The sequence below is a fragment of the Pseudomonas sp. 22085 genome, assembly GCF_052045815.1.
In the GTDB taxonomy this organism is placed as follows: domain Bacteria; phylum Pseudomonadota; class Gammaproteobacteria; order Pseudomonadales; family Pseudomonadaceae; genus Aquipseudomonas; species Aquipseudomonas glycinae.
This window is the reverse complement of record NZ_JBQEQA010000022.1, coordinates 94,739-115,660: the sequence shown is the minus strand read 5'-3', so window position 1 is coordinate 115,660 and position 20,922 is coordinate 94,739. Positions and strand designations below refer to the sequence as shown.

The following is a 20,922-nucleotide window of genomic DNA, read 5'->3' as shown; positions in this document are numbered from 1 at the left end:
TGGGAATCCCTCTCCGCCTGGATCATCGAAGCCCAGGGCGCGACCCAATACGGCATCCACCGCCAATACGGCATGGGCATCGGTTTCTACCACGGCGAAACCCTCACCAGCCTCGAATTCCAATGCGCCGGCCTGCCCCTCGCGATCAGCCATTGGGAGGCCATTCGCGGCTACATGGAATACGAAATCCACGACCTCAAATCGATTCAAGACCTTCAAGACTTGCAAGGCCCCGACGACCCACCCCACGAAGGCCTGCACACCTTCCGCAACGCCCGAGCGCGCATGCACCAGCAGATCCGAGACGGCTCTCGTTCTCGGCTGTCGGGTTTCTTCTGGTACCTCTATCACGTCATGACCTTGTGGACGATTCCCAACCGACTCGTCGAATGGGAAGTGCGCCGCCTCGGAAGGATCGGCAAACAGGCGCTGCCCGAAGCCATGCGCCAATGGTCGGAGCCGCTGCCGAAAGAGCAGTGGGCCAAGCCGAGTGAAGAGTTGCTGCGCCTGAGCGAGCAGGTGCGCCAACTGCAAAAGCGCCAGCCGCATCGACCGATCACCGAGATCTTTGCCGAGGTGCAGCGCTAGTCCCTGAGGCAGTAGGGACGCACGGTGGTCGATTGCCTTGAGCGACAGAAACGTGCTTCCCATCCCCTCTGCTAGTATTTGCCCCACTGCCTCCCGGAGACCTCCCTCATGACCGAGCCCATCCGTCTGACCCAATACAGCCACGGCGCCGGCTGTGGCTGCAAGATTTCGCCCAAGGTGCTGGAGGTGATTCTGGCCGGCAGCGGGGCGCAGAATCTTGATCCGAAACTGTGGGTCGGCAACGCGTCGCGCGATGATGCGGCGGTGTATGAAATCGATACCGAGCGCGGGGTGGTCTCGACCACGGATTTTTTCATGCCGATTGTTGATGACCCGTTCGACTTCGGCCGGATCGCCGCCACCAATGCGATCAGCGATATCTACGCCATGGGCGGCGATCCGTTGATGGCGATTGCGATCCTCGGCTGGCCAGTCAATGTGCTGGCGCCGGAAGTGGCGCGGGACGTGATACGGGGTGGGCGAGCGGTGTGCGATGCGGCGGGGATTCCACTGGCCGGCGGGCATTCGATCGATGCGCCGGAGCCGATTTTCGGTCTGGCCGTCACAGGGCTGGTGGAAAAGCGCTTCATGAAACGCAACGACACCGCCACCGCCGGTTGCCTGCTGTACCTGACCAAACCATTGGGCATCGGCATCCTCACCACCGCCGAAAAGAAGGGCAAGCTGCGCCCCGACGACATCGGCGTGGCCCGGGACTGGATGTGTACGCTGAACAAGCCCGGCAGCCGTTTCGGCAAACTGGCCGGGGTCACCGCCATGACCGACGTCACCGGGTTCGGGCTGCTCGGGCATCTGGTGGAAATGGCCGACGGCAGTCACCTGACGGCGCGGGTTTTTTATGATCGGGTGCCGCGTCTTTCGAGCATCGAGTACTACCTCGAACAGGGCTGCGTGCCAGGCGGCACCTTGCGCAATTTCGACAGCTATTCGAGCCGCGTCGGGCGGGTCCAGGAATTGCACAAGCGAGTGCTGTGCGACCCGCAGACCAGCGGCGGTCTGCTGGTGGCCGTGACCCCGGAAGGCAATGCCGAATTTCTCGCCGTCGCTGCCGAACTCGGCCTCGCGCTTGAGCCGATCGGTGAGTTGATCGGGCGACAGAGCCACGCGGTCGAGGTGAATTGATGTCCATCGACGTCACCGACTACCGCGACATCTTCCTCAACGACCGGCCGCTGATGGACGCTCGTGCGCCGGTCGAATTTCATAAGGGCGCGTTTCCCGGGGCGGTCAATCTGCCGCTGATGAATGACATCGAGCGCCAGCGGGTCGGCACTTGCTACAAGCATCACGGTCAGCAGGCAGCCATTGAGCTGGGCCATCAACTGGTGTCCGGCCCGGTGAAGGAAGAGCGTATCCAGGCCTGGGCGGAGTTTGCCCGGACGCATCCCGAAGGTTATCTGTATTGCTTTCGTGGCGGCCTGCGTTCGCAGATTGTCCAACAGTGGCTCAGGACCGAAGCCGGCATCGACTACCCGCGTATCGGCGGTGGCTACAAGGCACTGCGGGGTTTTCTGATCGACACTCTTGAATCAGCCTTGGCCGACTGTGATTTCGTGCTGCTGGGTGGCATGACCGGCACCGGCAAGACCGAAGTGCTGGTGCAACTGCGCAACAGCGTGGATCTGGAAGGGCATGCCAATCACCGAGGCTCGAGTTTTGGCAAGCGCGCCACCGGTCAGCCGTCGAACATCGATTTCGAGAACCGGCTGGCCATCGACTTGCTGAAAAAACGCGCCGCCGGCATCGGACAGTTTGTGCTGGAGGACGAAAGCCGGGTGGTCGGCAGCTGCGCGTTGCCCTTGCCGTTGTATCAGGGCATGCAGCAGTACCCGATGGTCTGGCTGGAAGATCGTTTCGAGCAGCGCGTCGAGCGGATCCTGCGCGATTACGTGGTGGATTTGTCTGCCGAGTTTCAGGCTGTGCATGGGGACGAGGGTTTCGGGCGGTTTTCCGAGCGGTTGCTGGATAGCCTCGACAATGTGCACAAGCGACTGGGTGGCGAGCGGCATCGACGGACGCGGGTGTTGATGGAAGAGGCGCTGGCGGAGCAGGGCCGAAGTGGGGCTGTGGATTTGCACCGCGCGTGGATCGAGGGTTTGCTGCGCGAGTATTACGACCCCATGTATGTGTTTCAGCGCGAGAAGAAGGGCGGGCGGATCGAGTTTGCGGGGGAGCGGCAGGCCGTTATCGAGTACCTGCGTCAACGGGTCAAACCCCCGGCCTGAAGGGGCCCGAGCAGGCCCCGGGCAAATTCAGGTCGGACAGCTTTCCTGGCCGTTATCCAGCCCCTGTTTGTAGCTGTGGCTCTGCAGGCTGGCCTTGCCGTTGTGCCAGGTCAGGGTCAGCACATACAGCGAGTCGTAGTCGCTGGATTCCCAGTCATCGGTGATTTTCTGTTTTCCGCCTACCGCATTGCCGGCAACCTTGTTGATCAATTCAGGAAGGTAACCATGGGACCACGCGGTGTAGATGGTCGAGTTGTGGTACTTGTCGTCGGTCAGTTCCCGGGCCAGGTCGCTGGTGTCGTTGGCCGAGAACTCGATGTTCACCGGCAGGCCGAGTTTGATCGCGGCGGGGCTGATGGTCATCAGCGGGCGGATGTAGCTGTAGGAGTTGTCCAGTTCGCCTTCCTCGACATTGCGCGTCGGGTTGGCGGCGAACACGTAGTCGGCCTTGCCGAATTTTTCCGGCAGCAGGGTCGACAGGTCGATCGCCCGGTTCAGGCCCTGGCAGTTGAGCTGGCCGAGACCACCGGCCGGTTTCTCGGCATGGCGCAGGAACACCAGGGTCTGGGTGCCGTCCACCGGTTGCGCACGGCTTTCGCTGGATTCCAGCGACAGGAACAGCGCGCTGACTGCCAGCAGGGTGGGCAGGGCCACATACGCGCGATGTTTGAAGCGGTTGGCGACTTTCATCAAGTTCGTCATGGGATAAGGCGTCTTCAGTCTGTTCGGTTAAGGCTGACAAACCTCTGCACCGGGGCATGCGCGCCGGGTGTTTTCCCTGTCATCACTGGCTTGCTTGGAGCCCCCTGAGGCCCGTTTGGTTCGATCCGCTTGAGTGCGCCGCACTTTACCGTTGAGGCTGTGCGGTTGGAGGGAAGGTTAACCACAGGATGTTGCGGATTTAAGTAAGCCGGCGGGCGAGGGCGTAAAGAACCCGAGCCAGAGCGCTGTTCGTGGATTATGCTCAGGCCTTTCATTTTGTGACTGGATGCTACACATGACTGATCTGTCCGCGTTCCCGATCACCCAGAAATGGCCGGCGCAGTACCCTGACTGGATTCAGCTTTATTCCCTGCCGACCCCCAACGGCGTCAAGGTCTCGATCATGCTCGAAGAGATCGGCCTGCCCTACGAGCCGCATCGCGTGGGCTTCGACACCAACGACCAGATGTCTGCGGAGTTCCTGTCGCTGAACCCGAACAACAAGATTCCGGCGATCCTCGACCCCCACGGTCCCGAGGACAAACCGCTGCCGTTGTTCGAGTCCGGCGCGATCCTGATCTACCTCGCCGACAAGAGCGGCCAGTTGCTGGCCCAGGAAGGCGCGTTGCGCTACGAAACCATCCAGTGGCTGATGTTCCAGATGGGCGGGATCGGCCCGATGTTCGGCCAGCTCGGTTTCTTCAACAAATTCGCCGGCAAGGACTACGAAGACAAGCGTCCCCGTGACCGCTACGTCGAAGAAAGCCGTCGCCTGCTCAGCGTCCTGAACACCCGCCTGGAAGGGCGCGACTGGATCATGGGCGAGCGCTACACCATCGCCGACATCGCCACGTTTCCGTGGGTGCGCAACCTGATCGGGTTCTACGAGGCAGGTGATCTGGTCGGCATCAACAACTTTCCGAACGTCACCCGGGTGCTGGAGCGCTTCCTCACGCGGCCGGCGGTTGTGCGCGGCCTGACCATTCCTTCCTGATTTCAAGGTTAAACACCCGACCCTGTGGGAGCTGGCTTGCCAGNCCAGCGATGAGGCTGTCACAGTCAACATCGATGTTGATTGACCCATTGCTATCGCTGGCAAGCCAGCTCCCACAGGTCATCGGGTGGTTCTGATGATTATTGCGTCTTGGGTAATGCACTGTTGATTGATCCAGGTTTGTACCCCGTCCCCCGCAAGGCATAAGCTTCGCCCCCTACGACTTTCGTCTCATCCGCTGTTTTCAGGAAAGGCCCCATGTCCAGTCAGTTCCCCGAAGCACGTCCACGCCGTCTGCGCCGCAATGCGAGCCTGCGCAGCCTGTTCCAGGAAACCGAGTTTTCCCTCAACGATCTGGTGCTGCCGATCTTCGTCGAAGAAGAGATCGATGACTTCGTGCCGATCAAGAGCATGCCCGGCGTGATGCGCATTCCCGAGCGCAAACTGGCCGGCGAAATCGAGCGTTACGCTCGGGCCGGAATCAAGTCGGTGATGACCTTCGGCGTGTCCCATCATCTGGATGCCAATGGCAGCGACACCTGGCGCGAAAACGGCCTGGTGTCGCGCATGTCGCGGATCGCCAAGGACGCCGTGCCGGACATGATCGTGATGTCTGACACCTGCTTCTGCGAGTACACCGACCATGGCCATTGCGGCGTGATGCACAACCATGAGGTCGACAACGACCAGACCCTGATCAACCTCGGCAAACAGGCAGTTGCAGCAGCCCGTGCCGGCGCCGACGTGATCGCGCCATCGGCAGCGATGGACGGCCAGGTACGGGCGATTCGCCGGGCACTCGACGACGCCGGCTTCACGCAGATTCCGATCATGGCCTACTCGACCAAATTCGCCTCGGCGCTCTACGGCCCGTTCCGCGAGGCCGGCGGCAGCGCGCTGAAGGGCGATCGCAAAAGCTATCAGATGAACCCGATGAACCGCCGCGAAGCCCTGCGCGAATCGTTGCTCGACGAACAGGAAGGCGCCGATGCGCTGATGGTCAAACCGGCCGGCGCGTACCTGGACATCATCCGCGACATCCGCGAAGCCTCGAACCTGCCGCTGGCGGCGTATCAGGTCAGCGGCGAGTACGCGATGATCAAGTTCGGCGCCCAGGCCGGGGCCATCGACGAAGATCGCGTGGTGCGCGAAAGCCTCGGCGCGATCAAGCGCGCGGGTGCGGATCTGATCTTCACCTACTTTGCGATGGACCTGGCCCTGGCCGGGATTTAAGCAACACCACAAAACCCAATGTGGGAGCGAGCTTGCTCGCGATATCGGCGTATCAGACAACCCTGCATTGACTGACAGACCGCTATCGCGAGCAAGCTCGCTCCCACAGTGGTTTGTGGTGTTCTGAATCAGGTGAAAAACGGCCGGATCCCGTGGTCACGGAAATACCGCTCGATCACCTTCGGATCCGCGCTGTTGTCGGCAATCGCCACGTAGGTATCGGGGCGCAGCAGGTAAAAGCCGTTGCGCCCCAGGCCCGCCGTTTCAAACGCCGGACGCCAGTCGAACACGTGCAGCGGCAAGTGATGTTCATTGCACCAGGCGATCATCTCGTCGCTGGTGTCGCCGTACACATGCACCTGCCAGCACGGCTGGCGCAACGGCTCGTAATTATCCCCCTCGCCATCATGGGCCCACGGCAAGCGGTCGCCGCCGTGGACGTGCCCGGCCACGCCTTCGCTCAATGCCATGCCCCGATAGTTGACGGTGATCTGCGACACCGTGCGAAACAGGAACTCGCGGCTGCTCTCGAATGAGGCCATTTTCGGAATCAGGAACGGCGCCAGCCGGGTGCGTAACAGGTCGGCCATGCGGCCTTCGGCGGTGACGAAGCTGAAGACCTTGTCGGTGGTCGACACCAGTCGCCGGGCGAAGGCGATGCGTTCGGTCTCGTAGCTGTCGAGCAGTGTGGGCGTTGCTGCGCCGCCGAGCACTGCCGCGAGTTTCCACGCCAGGTTGATCGCATCGCCGATGCCGGTGTTCATGCCCTGACCGCCGGCCGGGCTGTGCACGTGCGCCGCATCGCCGAGCAGAAACGCCCGGCCCTGGCGAAAGTGATCCGCCACCCGATGATGCACGCGGTAGGTGGAGAACCAGTTGACGTCCTCGATGTGCACGTTCAGATGTTCGATGGCACGATTGCTGACGTCGGAGAACTCGAGGGTTTCGGCGCGATCCGCACGTTCGTCGCGCACCGTGCCGATCAACCGCGCACGGCCTTCACCGGCCAGCGGGAACACCGCGAGAAAGTCCGCTTCATCCAGATCCAGATGCAACTCGCCGTTGAGCGCCGGGCCGCTGGCCCGCACATCGGCGACGTAGAAAATCTGCTGGTAGGTGCCACCGGGAAAACCGGTGTCGAGGGTTTTGCGCACAACCGAACGAGCGCCGTCACACCCGGCCAGATAGCAGGCCTGGCAGATTTCCTGCTCGCCATCCGGCAGGCGCAAATGCGCGGTGAGGCCATCGCCGTTTTCCGTGAAGCTCTCCAGCGTCGTGTTGCGCTCGACGGTCACGTCGTAGTCTTCGAGGCGGTCGATCAACAGTCGCTCGTGTTCGTCCTGGGGGTACATTTCCAGAAAGGCATAGGGCGTCAGGCCTTCGCCGATGCGGTTGAGCGGTAGTTGCGCCACGGGTTTGCCCTTGACCCAGAAATTCGCCGCCGCCACCCGGTGACCGTTGCGCACCACCGCGTCGGCCAGATCCAGTTGCCGGTACAACTCAAGGGTGCGCGCCTGCACCGCCAGCGCCCGCGAAGTGGTGCCCGGAGCGGAAGCTTTGTCGATGATGCGCACGCGCACGCCCAGTTTGCTCAGCCACAGGGCCAGCACCAGCCCGGTGGGGCCCGCGCCGATGATCAGAACATCACTGCGGTTCATGGTCTGTCCTCCTCGCGTGTCCTGATCCGAGACGTGCAACTAAGTGTGCAGCAGCAAGTATGGATCAGACGGCGAGGGCGGCCAGTCGGCCTGCCAGACGGGACGATGGAACAGCGCCGCCGGCCCGCAGTCCTATCCTGCACCCTGCGATTGAGCGTAGGGTTAACCCGGCTCAACGGACTGGATGAAGCGTTATGCACACCCCTCGATTATTCGTCAGCCTCGCCGCGCTGCTGGTACTGGCCGGTTGCGCCGGTCAACGCAGCGAAGAACCGGCGCCGCGCCCGCCCGCCGAGGTCAAGGCGCAGATCGTGCGCCTGCTGCCAGCAAAAACCGTTGACCGCCAAGGCTGGGCCACCGACATCTACGCCGCGTTCGCGGCCCAGGGCATCAGCCCGACCACACAGAATCTGTGTTCGGTGCTGGCCGTCACCGAGCAGGAATCCACCTTTCAGGTCGATCCGCCGGTACCCGGCCTGGGCAAGATCGCTCGTGACGAAATCGACCGCCGCGCCGCCAAGGTGCATATCCCGAGCCTGTTGGTCAGCGGCGCCTTGCAGGTGCGCTCGCCGAACGGCAAGAGCTACAGCGAACGCCTGAGCGCCGCCCGCAGCGAAAAGGAATTGAGCGCGATTTTCGATGATTTCATCGGCTCGGTGCCGATGGGCCGCACGCTGTTCAGCGGTTTCAACCCGGTGCACACCGGCGGGCCGATGCAGGTCAGCATCGAATTCGCCGAGAAGCACGCCAAGGATTATCCGTACCCGGTGGACGGGACGATTCGCCGCGAGGTGTTCAGCCGTCGCGGCGGGATGTATTTCGGCATCGCCCATCTGCTCGGTTATCCGGTGAGTTACCGCGAACCTTTGTACCGCTTCGCCGATTTCAACGCCGGCTGGTACGCCAGTCGCAATGCGGCGTTTCAGAACGCGGTCAGCCGGGCGTCGGGGATTCCGCTGGCGCTGGATGGCGACCTGATCCGCCCGGGCGCGATCATGCCGGGCAGCACTGAACTGGCGGTGCGCGCTCTCGGCAAATCGCTGGGCATGCGCAATCCGGTGATCCGCGATCAACTGGAGAAGGGCGATAGCCTGGGCTTCGAGGAAACCAAACTGTATCAACGGGTATTCGAGCTGGCGGAGCGTGCGGAGGGCAAGTCACTGCCCCGTGCGGTGTTGCCGGGCATCGTGCTGCAGAGCCCGAAGATCACCCGCAAACTGACCACGGCGTGGTTTGCCAAACGGGTCGACGAGCGCTATCGGCGCTGCATGGCCAAGGGCTGAGGACGATCAGACAGGCATAAAAAAACCCGGCTGACGGGAGCCGGGTTTTTTCTGGGTTGTTGCGGTCAAGCCATTCATTCAAGCAACGCGGCGTTCGATCAGACGATCCGAGCCACCTTCGGCAACGCGGCGTTCAATCAGACGATCCGAGCCACCTTCGGCAACGCGGCGTTCGATCAGACGATCCGAGCCACCTTCGGCAACGCGGCGTTCAATCAGACGATCCGAGCCACCTTCGGCAACGCGGCGTTCGATCAGACGATCCGAACCGCCTTCGGCAACGCGGCGTTCAATCAGACGATCCGAGCCACCTTCGGCAACGCGCTGTTCGATCAGACGATCCGAACCGCCTTCGGCGATCATGGTGTGGGCCGGTTTGGCGGCAAATGCGTTGGAAGCCAGAACCGAGAGGGCAATGCTGAGGATGACTTGGCGTTTCATGATTGTGTGCTCCGGGGGTGTTGTTTGTTTGGTATGGAGCCGATGTTACGCCCGGGATTTTTTAAGAGAACTTCATTGACGTGATGGTGAACATCGACGCCGATGATGGTTTGTCACAGCACCTTCACTGCGCGGCCAATTGCCTGGATCGGCCCGGTGGGTTTGCCGATCGGCGAACCGGTGGCGCCTTCCAGCGTCAGCTCGAACAATTGGTTAGGTTGCAGCGGCGGCAGTTTGTCCAGCGGGATCGACAGCGCCTGGCCCGGTTTGACCAGCCCCAGCGACACCGGACCCTGCCAGCCGTCGGCCTTGGTCCAGAATTCCAGCGCCTTGTCCGTCGGCACCTCGACCACGCCCAGCGGAATCAACTGAATCTCCCGCGGACTGCTGGCCTGGATCACCCAGCCCGGCGCCTTGTCCTGCGGGGCGACCAGCACCACCAGAAAGCTCGGTTTCGGGGTGGTTTGAGTTAGCAGGATCGAACCCAGCAACAAGGTCGCGGCCAGCCCGGCAGCGCTCAAGCCGCGCCACAGCGACAGGCGGTTCCACCAGGAAATCTCGGGCGCCACCTTATGGGTGAGTTGCCCGACACTGCGTTCGATGCGTTGCCACAACTGCGACGAGGGCTGATGCGCCGGCGCGAGGTCGGTCAGTTCCAGCAGACGCCGCTCCCAGGCATCCACGGCCGCTTGCAGCTCGGGCTCGTTGGGCAAGCGTCGTTGCACTTCGGCGCGGGCTTCGGCCGAGAGGGTGCCGAGCACGTATTCGCTGGCCAGTTCATCGCGTTCCTGCGCCGATTCGGTGGTCATCCCATGCACTCCCGCAACGCATTGAGGCTGCGCTTGATCCAGGCTTTGACGGTGCCCAGCGGCGTGTCGAGGCGTTGGGCGATCTGTGCGTGGCTGTAACCGTCGACGTAGGCGTGAAGGATGCAGCGGCGGCGTTGCGGTTCCAGTTGATGCAGGCAGCGATGGATGCGGGTCGATTGCGCCAGCGCATCGAAGTCGTCATCAATCGCCGGAGATTCGTTGCTGTCGTTCAACGGCGTTTCCCGGTCGTGATTGCGCAGCACATTCAGCGCCAGATGGCGGGTCACGCTGAACATCCAGCCCCGGGCCGAACCGCGCGCCGGATCGAAACCCGCCGCGCCAGCCCAGATCTTGATGAATGCGTCGTGAACGATGTCTTCGGCCAGCGCCGTGTCGCGCACCAGACGCCGGGCCACACCGAGCAGCCGCGGGCTTTCCTGCACATACAATTCGCGCAGGGCCCCGCGCTCGCCGCGGGCACAGGCGGCGAGGCGGGCTTCGTAATCGAACGCGGTTTCGGGTAATGGCATGTCCTGCAATCTAGCAAGCATCGGCCAAACGTCCAGTCAGGCTCAGTTCGCCGCCCAGAAAATGTAGTCGGCCTGGTACTTCACCACTTCCTGTTTGCCCTTGTTGGCTGCCGTGCATTCGCTGCCCGGCGCCACGCCGCCCTTGAGCGCGACGCGCTGGATGTAGCTCACGCCGCTCATGGCGCCTTTGCCCTCGGCGGGGTTGGCCTTGACCAGTTGATAGGGCAGGTTGCCCGGGCTCGATGGCGCTACGGCCAGTTGCGTACCGGTGACTTTCGAGCCGTCCTTTGCCTGCCAGGTGGCGGGCGGGCCGAAGTAGGTACCGACCTGTTTGCCGCTGCGATCGTTGAGCACCGCTTTGGGGCCGACGAACACCCACTCGGTCTGGCCGGCGGCATTGGCCTTGTCCCGGCATTCGTAGGTGATCTCGCCGACCCCGGTGGTTTCCATCGCGATCTTGTGGCCGTCTGGCACTTTGATCGCGTCGGGATAACTGCTTTGGGCAAAGCTTGTCGAGGCGACGGCGAGCAAACCGGTGAAGCCGATCAGTTGGGTGATGTTCATCAGTGTTTCTCCGAAAAAGGGTAAACCGCTGACAGCCGAAAGAGGGCTGTTACAGGGACTACCCGCGACGGAGGCGTTTGGATGCAGGGCCCGACAAATAATTTTGAAAACACTGCAACCCCGCTCCCACAGGGATCTTCAGCAATTGTCAGATTGTTGTAACCAGCTCTTTCCCGGTTTTTTCCAATGCCAGGCCGGAGGCCTTCAGGAGTTCCTGGGTGTAGGCATGCTGCGGCGCCGCAAAAATCTCCCGGGACGACCCCTGTTCCACCACCTTGCCGTCCTTGATCACCATCAAGTCGTGCGCCAGTGCATGCACCACCGCCAGGTCATGGCTGATGAACAGGTATGTCAGCCCATGGCGGATCTGCAATTGCCGCAACAACTCCACCACCTGTTTCTGCACCGTGCGATCCAGTGCCGAGGTCGGTTCGTCGAGCAGAATCAGCGCCGGTTCCAGTACCAGCGCCCGGGCGATGGAAATGCGCTGGCGCTGGCCGCCGGAGAATTCGTGGGGATAGCGATGGCGGCTCTGCGGGTCGAGGCCGACTTCCTTCAAGACGCGGATCACCGCAGCCTCACGTTCTTCGGGCGTGCCGATGCCGTGGGTCAGCAGGCCTTCGGCAATGATCTGCTGCACCGACATCCGTGGGCTGAGGCTGCCGAACGGGTCCTGGAACACTACCTGAATCTGTCGGCGCAACGGGCGCATCAAGCGCTGATTGAGCAGGCTCAGTTGCTTGTTGCCGAAGCGAATCTCGCCCTCGGATTCCACCAGCCGCAGAATTGCCTGGCCCAGCGTCGATTTGCCCGAGCCGGACTCGCCGACAATCCCCAGGGTCTTGCCCCGTTGCAGCCGGAAACTCACGCCGTCCACGGCCTTGATGTATTGCTGGGTGCGGCTGAACAACGCCTTGGGCAGCGGGAACCAGACTTTCAGATCGTCCACCTCCAGCAGGTTGTGATCGTAGCGACTCGGCACCGGTGCGCCCGACGGTTCCGCCTCGATCAGCAGCCGGCTGTAGGGATGCTGCGCGGCGCGGAACAGCGTTTCGCAATCGGCCTGTTCGACGATTTCCCCATGGCGCATCACGCACACCCGTTGGGCGATGCGCCGCACCAGATTGAGGTCGTGAGTGATCAGCAGCAGCGACATGCCGAGGCGTTGCTGCAACTCGATCAACAGCTCGAGAATTTTCTGTTGCACGGTCACGTCCAGCGCCGTGGTCGGTTCGTCGGCGATCAGCAATTCCGGTTCGTTGGCCAGCGCCATGGCAATCATCACCCGTTGCCGCTGGCCGCCGGAGAGCTGGTGCGGATAGGCCTTCAGACGCTGCAACGGCTGGCGAATGCCGACCAGTTCCAGCAGTTCCAGCGTGCGCTGGCGCGCGGCGCGGCCCTTGAGTCCCTTGTGGATCTCCAGCACTTCGCTGATCTGTTTTTCCACCGTGTGCAACGGGTTCAGCGAGGTCATCGGCTCCTGGAAAATCATCGCGATGCGGTTGCCGCGCAAGCTGCGCATCTGCTGTTCACTGGCGTGCAGCAAGTCCACGCCGTTGTAACGGATGCTGCCCGTGCTACTGACGGTTTTGCCTGGCAGCAAACGCAGGATCGAGTGCGCCGTCACCGACTTGCCCGAGCCGGATTCACCGACCAGTGCCAGGCATTCGCCACGGCGGATGTCGAGGTTCACGCCGTGCACCACTTCGTGCCCGGCGAAGGCGACGCGCAGGTCGCGGATTTCAATCAGGTTGTCGGTCATTTCAGCTCCGGGGATCAGGATCGCGGATCGAACGCGTCACGGCAGGCTTCGCCGATGAACACCAGCAGGGACAGAATCAGCGCCAGGGCAAAAAACGCCGTCAGCCCCAGCCACGGCGCTTGCAGATTGCGCTTGGCCTGGCCGATCAGTTCACCCAGCGAGGCGGTGCCGGCGGGCATGCCGAAGCCGAGAAAATCCAGTGCGGTGAGGGTGGCAATGGCGCCGGTCAGAATGAACGGCAGGTAGGTGAGGGTGGAGGTCATGGCGTTGGGCAGAATGTGCCGGCGCATCAGCTCGCTGTCCGTCAGGCCCAGCGCCCGCGCGGCCTTGACGTATTCCAGGCTGCGCCCGCGCAGGAACTCGGCGCGCACCACATCCACCAGTGCCAGCCAGGAAAACAGCGCCATGATCCCCAGCAGCCACCAGAAACTCGGCGAGACGAACCCCGACAAAATGATCAGCAGGTACAGCACCGGCAATCCCGACCAGATCTCCAGCACCCGCTGCCCGAGCAAGTCGACCCAGCCGCCGTAATAACCCTGCAACGCCCCGGCCACGATGCCGACCAGCGCACTGACGGCGGTGAGGATCAGCGCAAACAGAATCGAAATCCGCGTGCCGAAAATCACCCGCGCCAACACGTCCCGGGCCTGATCGTCAGTGCCCAGCCAGTTGCTGGAGGACGGCGGGCTCGGCGCCGGTTCCGTGAGGTCGTAATTGACCGTGTCGTAGCTGAACGGGATCGGCGGGAACAGCATCCAGCCGCCTTGATCCTCGATCAGTTTGTGTACGTAATTGCTGGCGTAATCCGGCTGGAACGGCAGTTCGCCGCCGAAATCGGTTTCCTGATAATCGCTGAGGATCGGGAAGTAGAAGGCGTTGTGGTAGCGGATCACCAGCGGTTTGTCGTTGGCGATCAGTTCGCCGCCGAGGCAGATCAGGCACAGCCCGATGAACAGCCACAGCGACCAGCGCCCGCGACGGTTGGCCTTGAATTGGGCGATGCGCCGCCGGCCCAGAGGGGAGAGTGTGAACATCAGGCAGTCCTCGCCGAGAAGTCGATGCGCGGGTCGAGCAGGGTGTAGCAGAGGTCGCCGATCAGCTTGATCAACAGGCCGAACAGGGTGAACAGAAACAGCGTGCCGAACACCACCGGGTAGTCCCGCGACACCGCCGCTTCGTAGCTCATGCGCCCGAGGCCGTCGAGGTTGAAGATGGTTTCGATCAGCAGCGAGCCGGCGAAAAACACCTCGATCAATGCCGATGGCACTCCGGCCACCACCAGCAGCATTGCGTTGCGAAACACATGGCCGTAGAGCACGCGTCTTTCGGTCAGGCCTTTGGCGCGTGCGGTGATCACGTACTGGCGGCTGATCTCGTTGAGGAAGCTGTTCTTGGTCAGGATCGTCAGCGTCGCAAAACCGCCGATCACCAGCGCCGTCACCGGCAACACCAGGTGCCAGAGGTAGTCGCCTACCTTGCCCCACAGGCTCAGGCTGGCGAAGTTGTCCGAGACCAGCCCCTGCACCGGAAACCAGTTGACGTAGCTACCCCCGGCGAACACCACGATCAGCAGGATCGCGAACAGAAACGCCGGCATCGCGTAACCGACGATGATCGCCGTGCTGCTCCAGACATCGAAAGCGCTGCCGTTTTTGATTGCCTTGCGAATGCCCAGCGGGATCGAGATCAGGTAGGTGATCAAGGTCGCCCACAGGCCGAGGGACAGCGACACCGGCAGCTTCTGCACGATCAGATCCGTCACCTTCGCACCGCGAAAGAAGCTGCTGCCCAAATCCAGTTGCGCGTAGTTTTTCAGCATCAGCCACAGGCGTTCGTGCATCGGCTTGTCGAAGCCGTAGTGGTGTTTGATCTCTTCGATCAGCGCCGGGTCCAGGCCACGGCTGCTGCGCCCGGCACCGCCGATGGCCGTGACCTCGCTGGCGCCGCCCATGCTGTGCCCGCCGAAGCCTTGCAGGCGGGCGATGGCTTGTTCCACCGGGCCGCCGGGCGCGGCCTGCACGATGACGAAGTTGACCACCAGAATGCACAGCAGCGTCGGGATGATCAGCAACAGACGTCGACTCAGATAACGCCACATGTCACTGGCCCCCCGCGAGCTGGCGCAGGGCACTCATCTGCTGGTTGGTCAGCGGCTTGGCCGAGACCTCCCACCAGGTATCGAGGCCTTCGCTGTAAATCGGCTGCACCGGTGGCCTGCCGAAGCGGTTCTGATACACCGTCGGTGTGCCTTTGGAGTAGTAGTTGGGAATCATGTAGTCACCCCATTGCAGCACCCGGTCGAGGGCGCGGGCGTAACGCACCATGGCGTCGCGGGTATTGGCCTGGACCAGGCCGTCGATCAGCCGGTCCACCGCCGGGTCCGCCAGCACCATCGAATTGGAGCTGCCGACCTGGGTCGCGCTCTGCGAGGCATACAGGCTGTACAACTCGCGGCCCGGCGAGACGATCGGATCGCCGCTGCGGGGGAAACTGGTGACGATCATGTCGTAGTCCCGGGCGTTGAGCCGGTTGATGTATTGCGCCGAATCGATACGTCGCAAATTGAGGGTGATGCCGATCTGCGCCAGGGTGCGTTTGTACGGCAGCAGCATGCGGTCGAAACCGCCCTGGCCGTCGAGGAAGGTGAATTCGAATGGCTCGCCGGCGGCGTTCACCAGCCGATTGTTTTTTGGGGTCCATCCGGCTTCGGCCAGCAGCTTCAGGGCCTGCAACTGCTTGTCGCGGATGTAGCCGCTGCCATCGGTTTTCGGCGCCTGATAGACCCGGCTGAAAACCTCGTCCGGAATCTGTCCGCGCAGCGGTTCGAGGATCGCCAGTTCGCCGGCGTCGGGCAGCGCGGTGGCGGCCATTTCACTCTTCGGCCAGTAGCTGTTCTGGCGCACGTAGAAGCCGCGCATCATCTGCTTGTTGGTCCACTCGAAATCCCACAGCAGGCTCAGCGCCTGACGCACGCGGCGATCCTTGAACAGCGGGTTCTGCAGGTTGAACACGAAACCCTGGGCGCAGGTCGGTTTGTCCGGGGCGAGAATTGCCTGTTGCAGGCGACCGTCGCGCAGGGCCGGGCTGTCGTAGCCGACCACGTAGCCGGACGAGGAAAACTCGCGGTTGTAGTCGAACGCGCCGGCCTGCAGCAATTGTCGGGCGACATCGGTGTCGCCGTAGAAATTCACGGTCAGGCTGTCGAAGTTGTACATCCCGCGACTGACCGGCAAGTCTTTGCCCCACCAGTGCGGATCTCTCTGAAAACTGATGCTGCGTCCCGCATCGACCTTGCTCACCCGATACGGGCCGCTGCCCAATGGTGGTTCGAAACCGCCGCCGTTGGCGAAGTCGCGGGTTTTCCACCAGTGCTCGGGCACCGGTCGCAGCGACGCCAGATCCAGCGCCAGGGTGCGGTTGAGGTTGTTCTTGAAAGTGAAGCGAATCTGCCGCGGGCCTTCGATCAGCACGTCCTGCACGTCGGCGTATTGCTGGCGATAACTCAGGCTGCCCTTGGTCATCAACAGTTCGAAGGTGTAGCGCACGTCCTCGGCGGTGATCGGCGTGCCATCGGCGAAACGCGCCTCGGGATTCAGGTTGAAACGCACCCACAGACCGTCGGGATCGCGCTCCATGGTTTGCGCCACCAGACCGTAGACGGTGTAGGGCTCGTCCAGCGAGCGGAACGCCAGCGGCGAATACACCCAGTCGTTGACCTGCACCACGGAAATGCCCTGATCGGCATACGGGGTGATGTAGTTGTACTGACCGATCTCCATCGAAGCGCGGCTGAGCGAGCCACCCTTGGGGGCGTCGGGATTGACGAAATCGAAGTGCTGGAAACCGGCGGGGTATTTCGGCGCCTCGCCGTACACCGTCATCGCGTAGCTGCCGCCGGCCAGCGCAGCTGCCGCGTTGCACAGCAGCGCGCTGCCGAGCAGCAGGCCGGCCATGTTGCGCAAAAAGCTCATGAGATCACTCCTCAAACCTCTGAAAGAACAAGGACCCCTGTGGGAGCTGGCAAGCCAGCTCCCACAGGGTTATGCAGTGCTCGTTCCTTAGAAGTGGTACGTCATGCGCGCAAACAGCGTGCGGCCCAGCGGGTCGGTGTAGCGCGGGTCATAACCGCTCTGGAAGTTGTAAGCCTGGTTGGAGAACGGCGGATCGCGGTCGAACAGGTTCTTCACCCCGGCATCGACGTCCAGCACCTTGTCGAAGGTGTAGCCGGCCGACAGGTCCCACACCGAATACGATGCGACCCGCGCGTTGGTCTCGCGGTCGTAGTCGTTGTAGCCGGTGGTGAAGCGGTTGGTCAGCGCCGCGCGGGCCGCACCGAAGGTCCAGGAACCGGTCAGGTTGTGTTTCCAGCGGGCAATCACACCGTCGCCCTTGAAGTCGCCGACCTTGTCGGTGAACGGGCCCTTGATGGTGCTCTGGAAGTCGTACTCGTCGACATAGGTGCCTTGCAGGCCCAGGCCGAACTGACCGTACGGCGTGTTCGGGAAGCGATAGTCCAGCGACACATCGACGCCGTTGGTTTCGACGATGCCGAGGTTGGCGTTGCCGGTGACGATGTAATTGAGCGTGCCATCGGCGTTGCGCACAAAGCGGTCAGGGTAGCTGCCGGCCTGATCGAACACGGTGGATTCCGGGAACGGCTGGATCTGGTTGGAGATGTGAATCCACCAGAAATCCAGGCCCACGGACAGATTGCTGACCGGCTGATAGACAAAGCCCAGCGTCACGTTGCGCGCCTTCTCCGGGGCCAGGTCTTCGTTGCCGCCGATCTGGTTGAGGAACTGCTGACCGCAATCGCGCCCGCCGTTGCCGCCCGGTTGCACCACGCCGCCGGTACACAGCACCGGGTCGTTGTAGTAGCCCTGGGTGTAGGTGATGCTGCGCGGCGAATACAGCTCATACAGCGACGGCGCACGGAAGCCTTCGCTGTAGGCGCCGCGCACCACCAGCTCCTTGAGCGGCTGATAACGGAACGAATATTTCGGGTTGGTGGTGCTGCCGAAGTCACTGTATTTGTCGTGACGCACGGCGGCGGACAATTCCAGGCTGTCGAGTACCGGTACGTTGATTTCCGCGTAGGCGGCTTTCACGCTGCGGTCGCCCTCGACGCTGCCGGCCGGGTCGATGCCCAGGCTCTGGATGTCGCCGGCAAAGGCTTCGTAGTCTTGGTGGAATTTCTCTTTGCGGTACTCGCCGCCCAGGGCCAGGCCGGACGGACCGGCACCGAACCAGTCACCGATCTCGCGGCTGATCCGCCCGTCGAAACCGGCGACCCGACCGACCGCCGTGGAATAGGCGCCGTGGTACGCGGCCTGGTCGATGTATTGCTGACCGGCGCTGGTCTGCGGGCCGAACGGGTTGAGCAGGCCGCTGGCCAGACCGTCGATCATCGCCTGATCGCTGACGTAGCCGCTGGTAACGCTGGAGACGATCTTGTTCTGGTTGTACGAGGCGCCGACGTTGTAGTCCCAGCCGCCCACCAGACCGTCGAAGCTCAGCAAAAAGCGCTGGCTGGTGTTCTGGTCTTTCGATTCACGCGGGCCGGCGGCGGTTTCGCGCCAGTTCACGTCCACCGGTTGCGTCGGGTCGAGGGCGAAACCGGTGGGCGCCGGGGTGATGCCGTTGCCGGGATAGTAGGGCGAGGACGAATCCAGGCTCAGGCCGGTCAATGGCGCCGGGCCGACAGCGGTGGCGTTGTTGTTGCGCGACCAGAAGTATTCAAGGTTGACGTTGTGGTCGTCGGCCAGTTTGCCGGTGGTCTTGCCGAAGAACGACGTCTTCTCGGTCTGCGGCACCAGGTCGATGAATTCCCGGGTGCTGAAGCGGCAGAGGCCGTCGCGGGCCACCAGGTTGGGGCCGTTGCAATTGCTGTTGGCCAGCGGGTTGGTGGCGTTGCCGTTCTGGCTGTAGTTGCCGGGGAACGCGGTGCCGGAGGTCTGGTCGAGACCTCGGCCGGGCACGTAGTCACGGGCGAAGGAGCGGTCGTTGGCGTCGAGGTTCTGTTGCTTGTTGTAGTTGAACACGCCGAGCACGTTGAAGCGGTCCTGCTCCAGGTCGCCGTAGCCCCAGCTTGCGCTCATGTCCTTGGTCGCACCGCCGCCGCTGTGGGTCGGGGTTTCGCCGCCGAGGGTGAGCTGGCCGTCGGTCATGGATTTCTTGGTGATGAAGTTGATCACGCCGCCGATGGCGTCGGTGCCGTACAGGGCCGAGGCGCCATCGCGCAGCACTTCCACGCGCTCGATCGCGGCAAACGGGATCATGTTCAGATCCACCGCGCCGCCGGCCGAGTTAGTGCCCGACAGGGCGTTGTTGGCCAGTCGGCGACCGTTGAGCAGCACCAGCGTCTTGTTCGCGCCGATGCCGCGCATGTCGGCGAACGATGCGCCGCCGGTGGCTGCGCCGACCGAGCCTGCGCTGTTGTTGATCGACTGGCTGCCGGTGATGCGCTGCACCAGTTCGGCGGTGGTGGTCACGCCCTGTTTGCGCAGTTCATCGGCCTTGAGCACGGTGATCGGCACCGCCGTTTCCGCATCGACCCGGCGAATCGCCGAACCGGTCACTTCGACCCGTTGCAGTTGCGTGGTCGGCGCAACCACCGCAGCGGCGGCCGGGACGCCGTTGTCGTCCTCGGCAGCCTGAACCCCGGCGCCCATCCCCATGGCCACCAGGTACAACGGAACGAAACGGTGGCGGGAAATCGTCGCCACCAAAGGTTTGAGCGTGAAGCGTGGAGTGTTCATCAGCATGGTTGTTTCCGACTTTGTTAGACGTTTATCGAAATGGCCTTGTGAGCCCTCTTTGCACGGAGCACGGTGGTGCCGCGCCGCGAAAACCACTTTCTTCAAGCAAGCCGATCCCCTCCGAAGACGCGCAGCGTTTTTCGGTCGGCCGATTGCGACGGGATTCAACGAACGGTGCCGGGCGCGTCCCTCACAGCGCGCCCGGCACCGCCGTCAGCGGGTGGTCATCACCGATATCTTGGTGATGCCCGAGCGCTCGATGGACGCCATGGCCTTGGCGACCTGGCCGTAATTCACGGCGGAGTCGGCCTGCAGCTGCACGCGTACGTCGGCATCTTTGGCCTTGACTTCCTTGAGGCTGGCCTCCAGTGATTCCGGCGCCAGCTCGGTCTTGGCCAGGAAGAACTTGCCGTCCTGATCGACGCTGACCACCACCGGGTCCTTCTTTTCGGCGGGAGCGACGGCGTCGGTTTTTGGCAGGTTGACCTTGATCGCGTTGGTCATCAGCGGCGCGGTGACGATGAACACCACCAGCAGCACGAGCATCACGTCCACCAGCGGCGTGACGTTCATTTCGCTGAGCACTTCATCGCTGTCTTGAGTGGAAAAGGACATCAGCTGGCCTCCCGCACGGCGGCCGTGGATTTGGCGATGGCCTGGCGGCTGATGGAAAACGCGCTGCGCGAGGCGAGGGCGTCGAAGTCGTGGGCGAAGTCATCCATGTCCGCCGAAGCCAGCTTCAGGCGCCGCAGGAAGAAGTTGTAAATCAGCACCGCCGGCACCGCGACGGCAATCCCCACACCGGTGGCGATCAGTGCGTGGCCGATCGGCCCGGCCACGGTTTCCAGGCTGGCCGAACCGCTGGCGCCGATGCTTTGCAAGGCTTCCATGATTCCCCACACGGTGCCGAACAGGCCAATGAACGGCGCGGTGCTGCCGATGCTGGCGAGGATCGCCTGGCCGTTTTCCAGTGAGCGGCGTTCCTTCTGGATCTGCTGGCGCAGGTTGCGTTCCAGGCGGTCGGAACGGTTGATGGTGTGCGCCAGTTGCTGGGTGGTGCGCGGGGATTCTTCCACCAGCAAGGCTTCGAAACCGCTGCTGGCGATCCGCGCCAGCGAGCCCGGATACTGGCTGGCGTGTTCGGCGGCGGTCAGCAGATCCGGCGCGCCCCAGAAGGCTTTGCTGAACTGCCGGTTCTGGGTTTTCTGGCGCAGGTATTGCGCCGACTTGACCAGCAGGATCGCCCAACTGACCACGGAAAACAGCACCAGCCCCCAGAGCACGCCGGGGACAATCATCGAAGACAGAGAATCGTTCATGGCTACACCTCGCTTGCGTTAATCGGTTGTGA

Annotated in this window: 19 protein-coding genes; 6 read left to right on the top strand and 13 right to left on the bottom strand. The window is 62.8% G+C overall.

The window, feature by feature from the left end; translation table 11 throughout:
* The 3 genes from ACTJK7_RS24120 to mnmH form a co-directional block, all read left to right on the top strand.
* Positions 1-588, top strand: a 588-nt coding sequence (locus ACTJK7_RS24120; protein WP_440780686.1) for a hypothetical protein, incomplete at its 5' end; no start/stop codon positions are given.
* Between the two features lie 108 nt (positions 589-696).
* Positions 697-1,731, top strand: a complete 1,035-nt coding sequence (gene selD / locus ACTJK7_RS24115; RefSeq protein WP_440780687.1) for a selenide, water dikinase SelD — start codon at positions 697-699, stop codon at positions 1,729-1,731.
* On the top strand, positions 1,731-2,834 hold the full coding sequence (gene mnmH / locus ACTJK7_RS24110) for a tRNA 2-selenouridine(34) synthase MnmH (protein WP_440780688.1): 1,104 nt from the start codon (positions 1,731-1,733) through the stop codon (positions 2,832-2,834). Before selD ends, mnmH begins: the two co-directional genes overlap by 1 nt.
* Before the next feature lie 27 nt (positions 2,835-2,861).
* Here the strand turns inward: mnmH and ACTJK7_RS24105 are convergent, their stop codons facing one another.
* Positions 2,862-3,536 (bottom strand): hypothetical protein, encoded by a 675-nt coding sequence (locus tag ACTJK7_RS24105; protein ID WP_011335086.1) that lies wholly within the window; start codon positions 3,534-3,536, stop codon positions 2,862-2,864.
* A gap of 295 nt (positions 3,537-3,831) precedes the next feature.
* On the opposite strand from ACTJK7_RS24105, the gene ACTJK7_RS24100 reads away from it, so the two are divergent.
* Positions 3,832-4,530 carry a glutathione S-transferase family protein gene (locus ACTJK7_RS24100; RefSeq protein ID WP_108562802.1) on the top strand — a complete coding sequence of 233 codons (699 nt, stop codon included), beginning with the start codon at positions 3,832-3,834 and terminating at the stop codon, positions 4,528-4,530.
* Between the two features lie 258 nt (positions 4,531-4,788).
* Positions 4,789-5,763, top strand: coding sequence for a porphobilinogen synthase (gene hemB, locus ACTJK7_RS24095; protein ID WP_064380881.1), 975 nt, complete (start codon positions 4,789-4,791; stop codon positions 5,761-5,763).
* 128 nt (positions 5,764-5,891) lie between these two features.
* Here the strand turns inward: hemB and ACTJK7_RS24090 are convergent, their stop codons facing one another.
* Entirely contained in the window at positions 5,892-7,421 is a 1,530-nt protein-coding gene (locus ACTJK7_RS24090; RefSeq protein WP_108562801.1) for an FAD-dependent oxidoreductase, read from the bottom strand.
* A gap of 194 nt (positions 7,422-7,615) precedes the next feature.
* On the opposite strand from ACTJK7_RS24090, the gene ACTJK7_RS24085 reads away from it, so the two are divergent.
* Entirely contained in the window at positions 7,616-8,704 is a 1,089-nt protein-coding gene (locus ACTJK7_RS24085) for a DUF1615 domain-containing protein (RefSeq protein WP_108562800.1), read from the top strand.
* Positions 8,705-8,782: 78 nt separating this feature from the next.
* Here ACTJK7_RS24085 and ACTJK7_RS24080 read toward each other — a convergent pair whose 3' ends face one another.
* The 11 genes from ACTJK7_RS24080 to ACTJK7_RS24030 all read right to left on the bottom strand — a co-directional run bounded on the left by ACTJK7_RS24080 (position 8,783) and on the right by ACTJK7_RS24030 (position 20,890).
* Positions 8,783-9,145: a hypothetical protein gene (locus ACTJK7_RS24080; RefSeq protein ID WP_108562799.1), complete on the bottom strand. Its 363-nt coding sequence runs from the start codon at positions 9,143-9,145 to the stop codon at positions 8,783-8,785.
* Between the two features lie 113 nt (positions 9,146-9,258).
* Positions 9,259-9,954, bottom strand: a complete 696-nt coding sequence (locus tag ACTJK7_RS24075; RefSeq protein ID WP_108562798.1) for an anti-sigma factor — start codon at positions 9,952-9,954, stop codon at positions 9,259-9,261.
* Entirely contained in the window at positions 9,951-10,484 is a 534-nt protein-coding gene (locus tag ACTJK7_RS24070; protein ID WP_170928941.1) for a sigma-70 family RNA polymerase sigma factor, read from the bottom strand. The genes ACTJK7_RS24075 and ACTJK7_RS24070 overlap by 4 nt, the downstream gene beginning before the upstream one ends.
* A 42-nt stretch (positions 10,485-10,526) precedes the next feature.
* Positions 10,527-11,048 carry a DUF3455 domain-containing protein gene (locus tag ACTJK7_RS24065; RefSeq protein WP_064597927.1) on the bottom strand — a complete coding sequence of 174 codons (522 nt, stop codon included), beginning with the start codon at positions 11,046-11,048 and terminating at the stop codon, positions 10,527-10,529.
* A 148-nt stretch (positions 11,049-11,196) separates the two neighbouring features.
* A complete protein-coding gene (locus tag ACTJK7_RS24060; protein WP_108562797.1) occupies positions 11,197-12,810 on the bottom strand; it encodes an ABC transporter ATP-binding protein in 1,614 nt (537 codons plus the stop codon).
* A 14-nt stretch (positions 12,811-12,824) separates the two neighbouring features.
* Complete coding sequence (locus tag ACTJK7_RS24055) at positions 12,825-13,847, bottom strand: ABC transporter permease (RefSeq protein WP_108562796.1); 1,023 nt, start codon at positions 13,845-13,847, stop codon at positions 12,825-12,827.
* A complete protein-coding gene (locus tag ACTJK7_RS24050; protein WP_108562795.1) occupies positions 13,847-14,911 on the bottom strand; it encodes a microcin C ABC transporter permease YejB in 1,065 nt (354 codons plus the stop codon). The genes ACTJK7_RS24055 and ACTJK7_RS24050 overlap by 1 nt, the downstream gene beginning before the upstream one ends.
* A 1-nt stretch (position 14,912) precedes the next feature.
* Positions 14,913-16,784, bottom strand: a complete 1,872-nt coding sequence (locus tag ACTJK7_RS24045) for an extracellular solute-binding protein (protein ID WP_108562794.1) — start codon at positions 16,782-16,784, stop codon at positions 14,913-14,915.
* 87 nt (positions 16,785-16,871) lie between these two features.
* A complete protein-coding gene (locus ACTJK7_RS24040) occupies positions 16,872-19,577 on the bottom strand; it encodes a TonB-dependent receptor (protein ID WP_064380864.1) in 2,706 nt (901 codons plus the stop codon).
* Positions 19,578-19,784: 207 nt separating this feature from the next.
* Positions 19,785-20,186, bottom strand: a complete 402-nt coding sequence (locus ACTJK7_RS24035; protein ID WP_011335072.1) for an ExbD/TolR family protein — start codon at positions 20,184-20,186, stop codon at positions 19,785-19,787.
* Positions 20,186-20,890 carry a MotA/TolQ/ExbB proton channel family protein gene (locus ACTJK7_RS24030; RefSeq protein ID WP_007959058.1) on the bottom strand — a complete coding sequence of 235 codons (705 nt, stop codon included), beginning with the start codon at positions 20,888-20,890 and terminating at the stop codon, positions 20,186-20,188. Before ACTJK7_RS24030 ends, ACTJK7_RS24035 begins: the two co-directional genes overlap by 1 nt.
* Positions 20,891-20,922 lie beyond the last annotated feature (32 nt).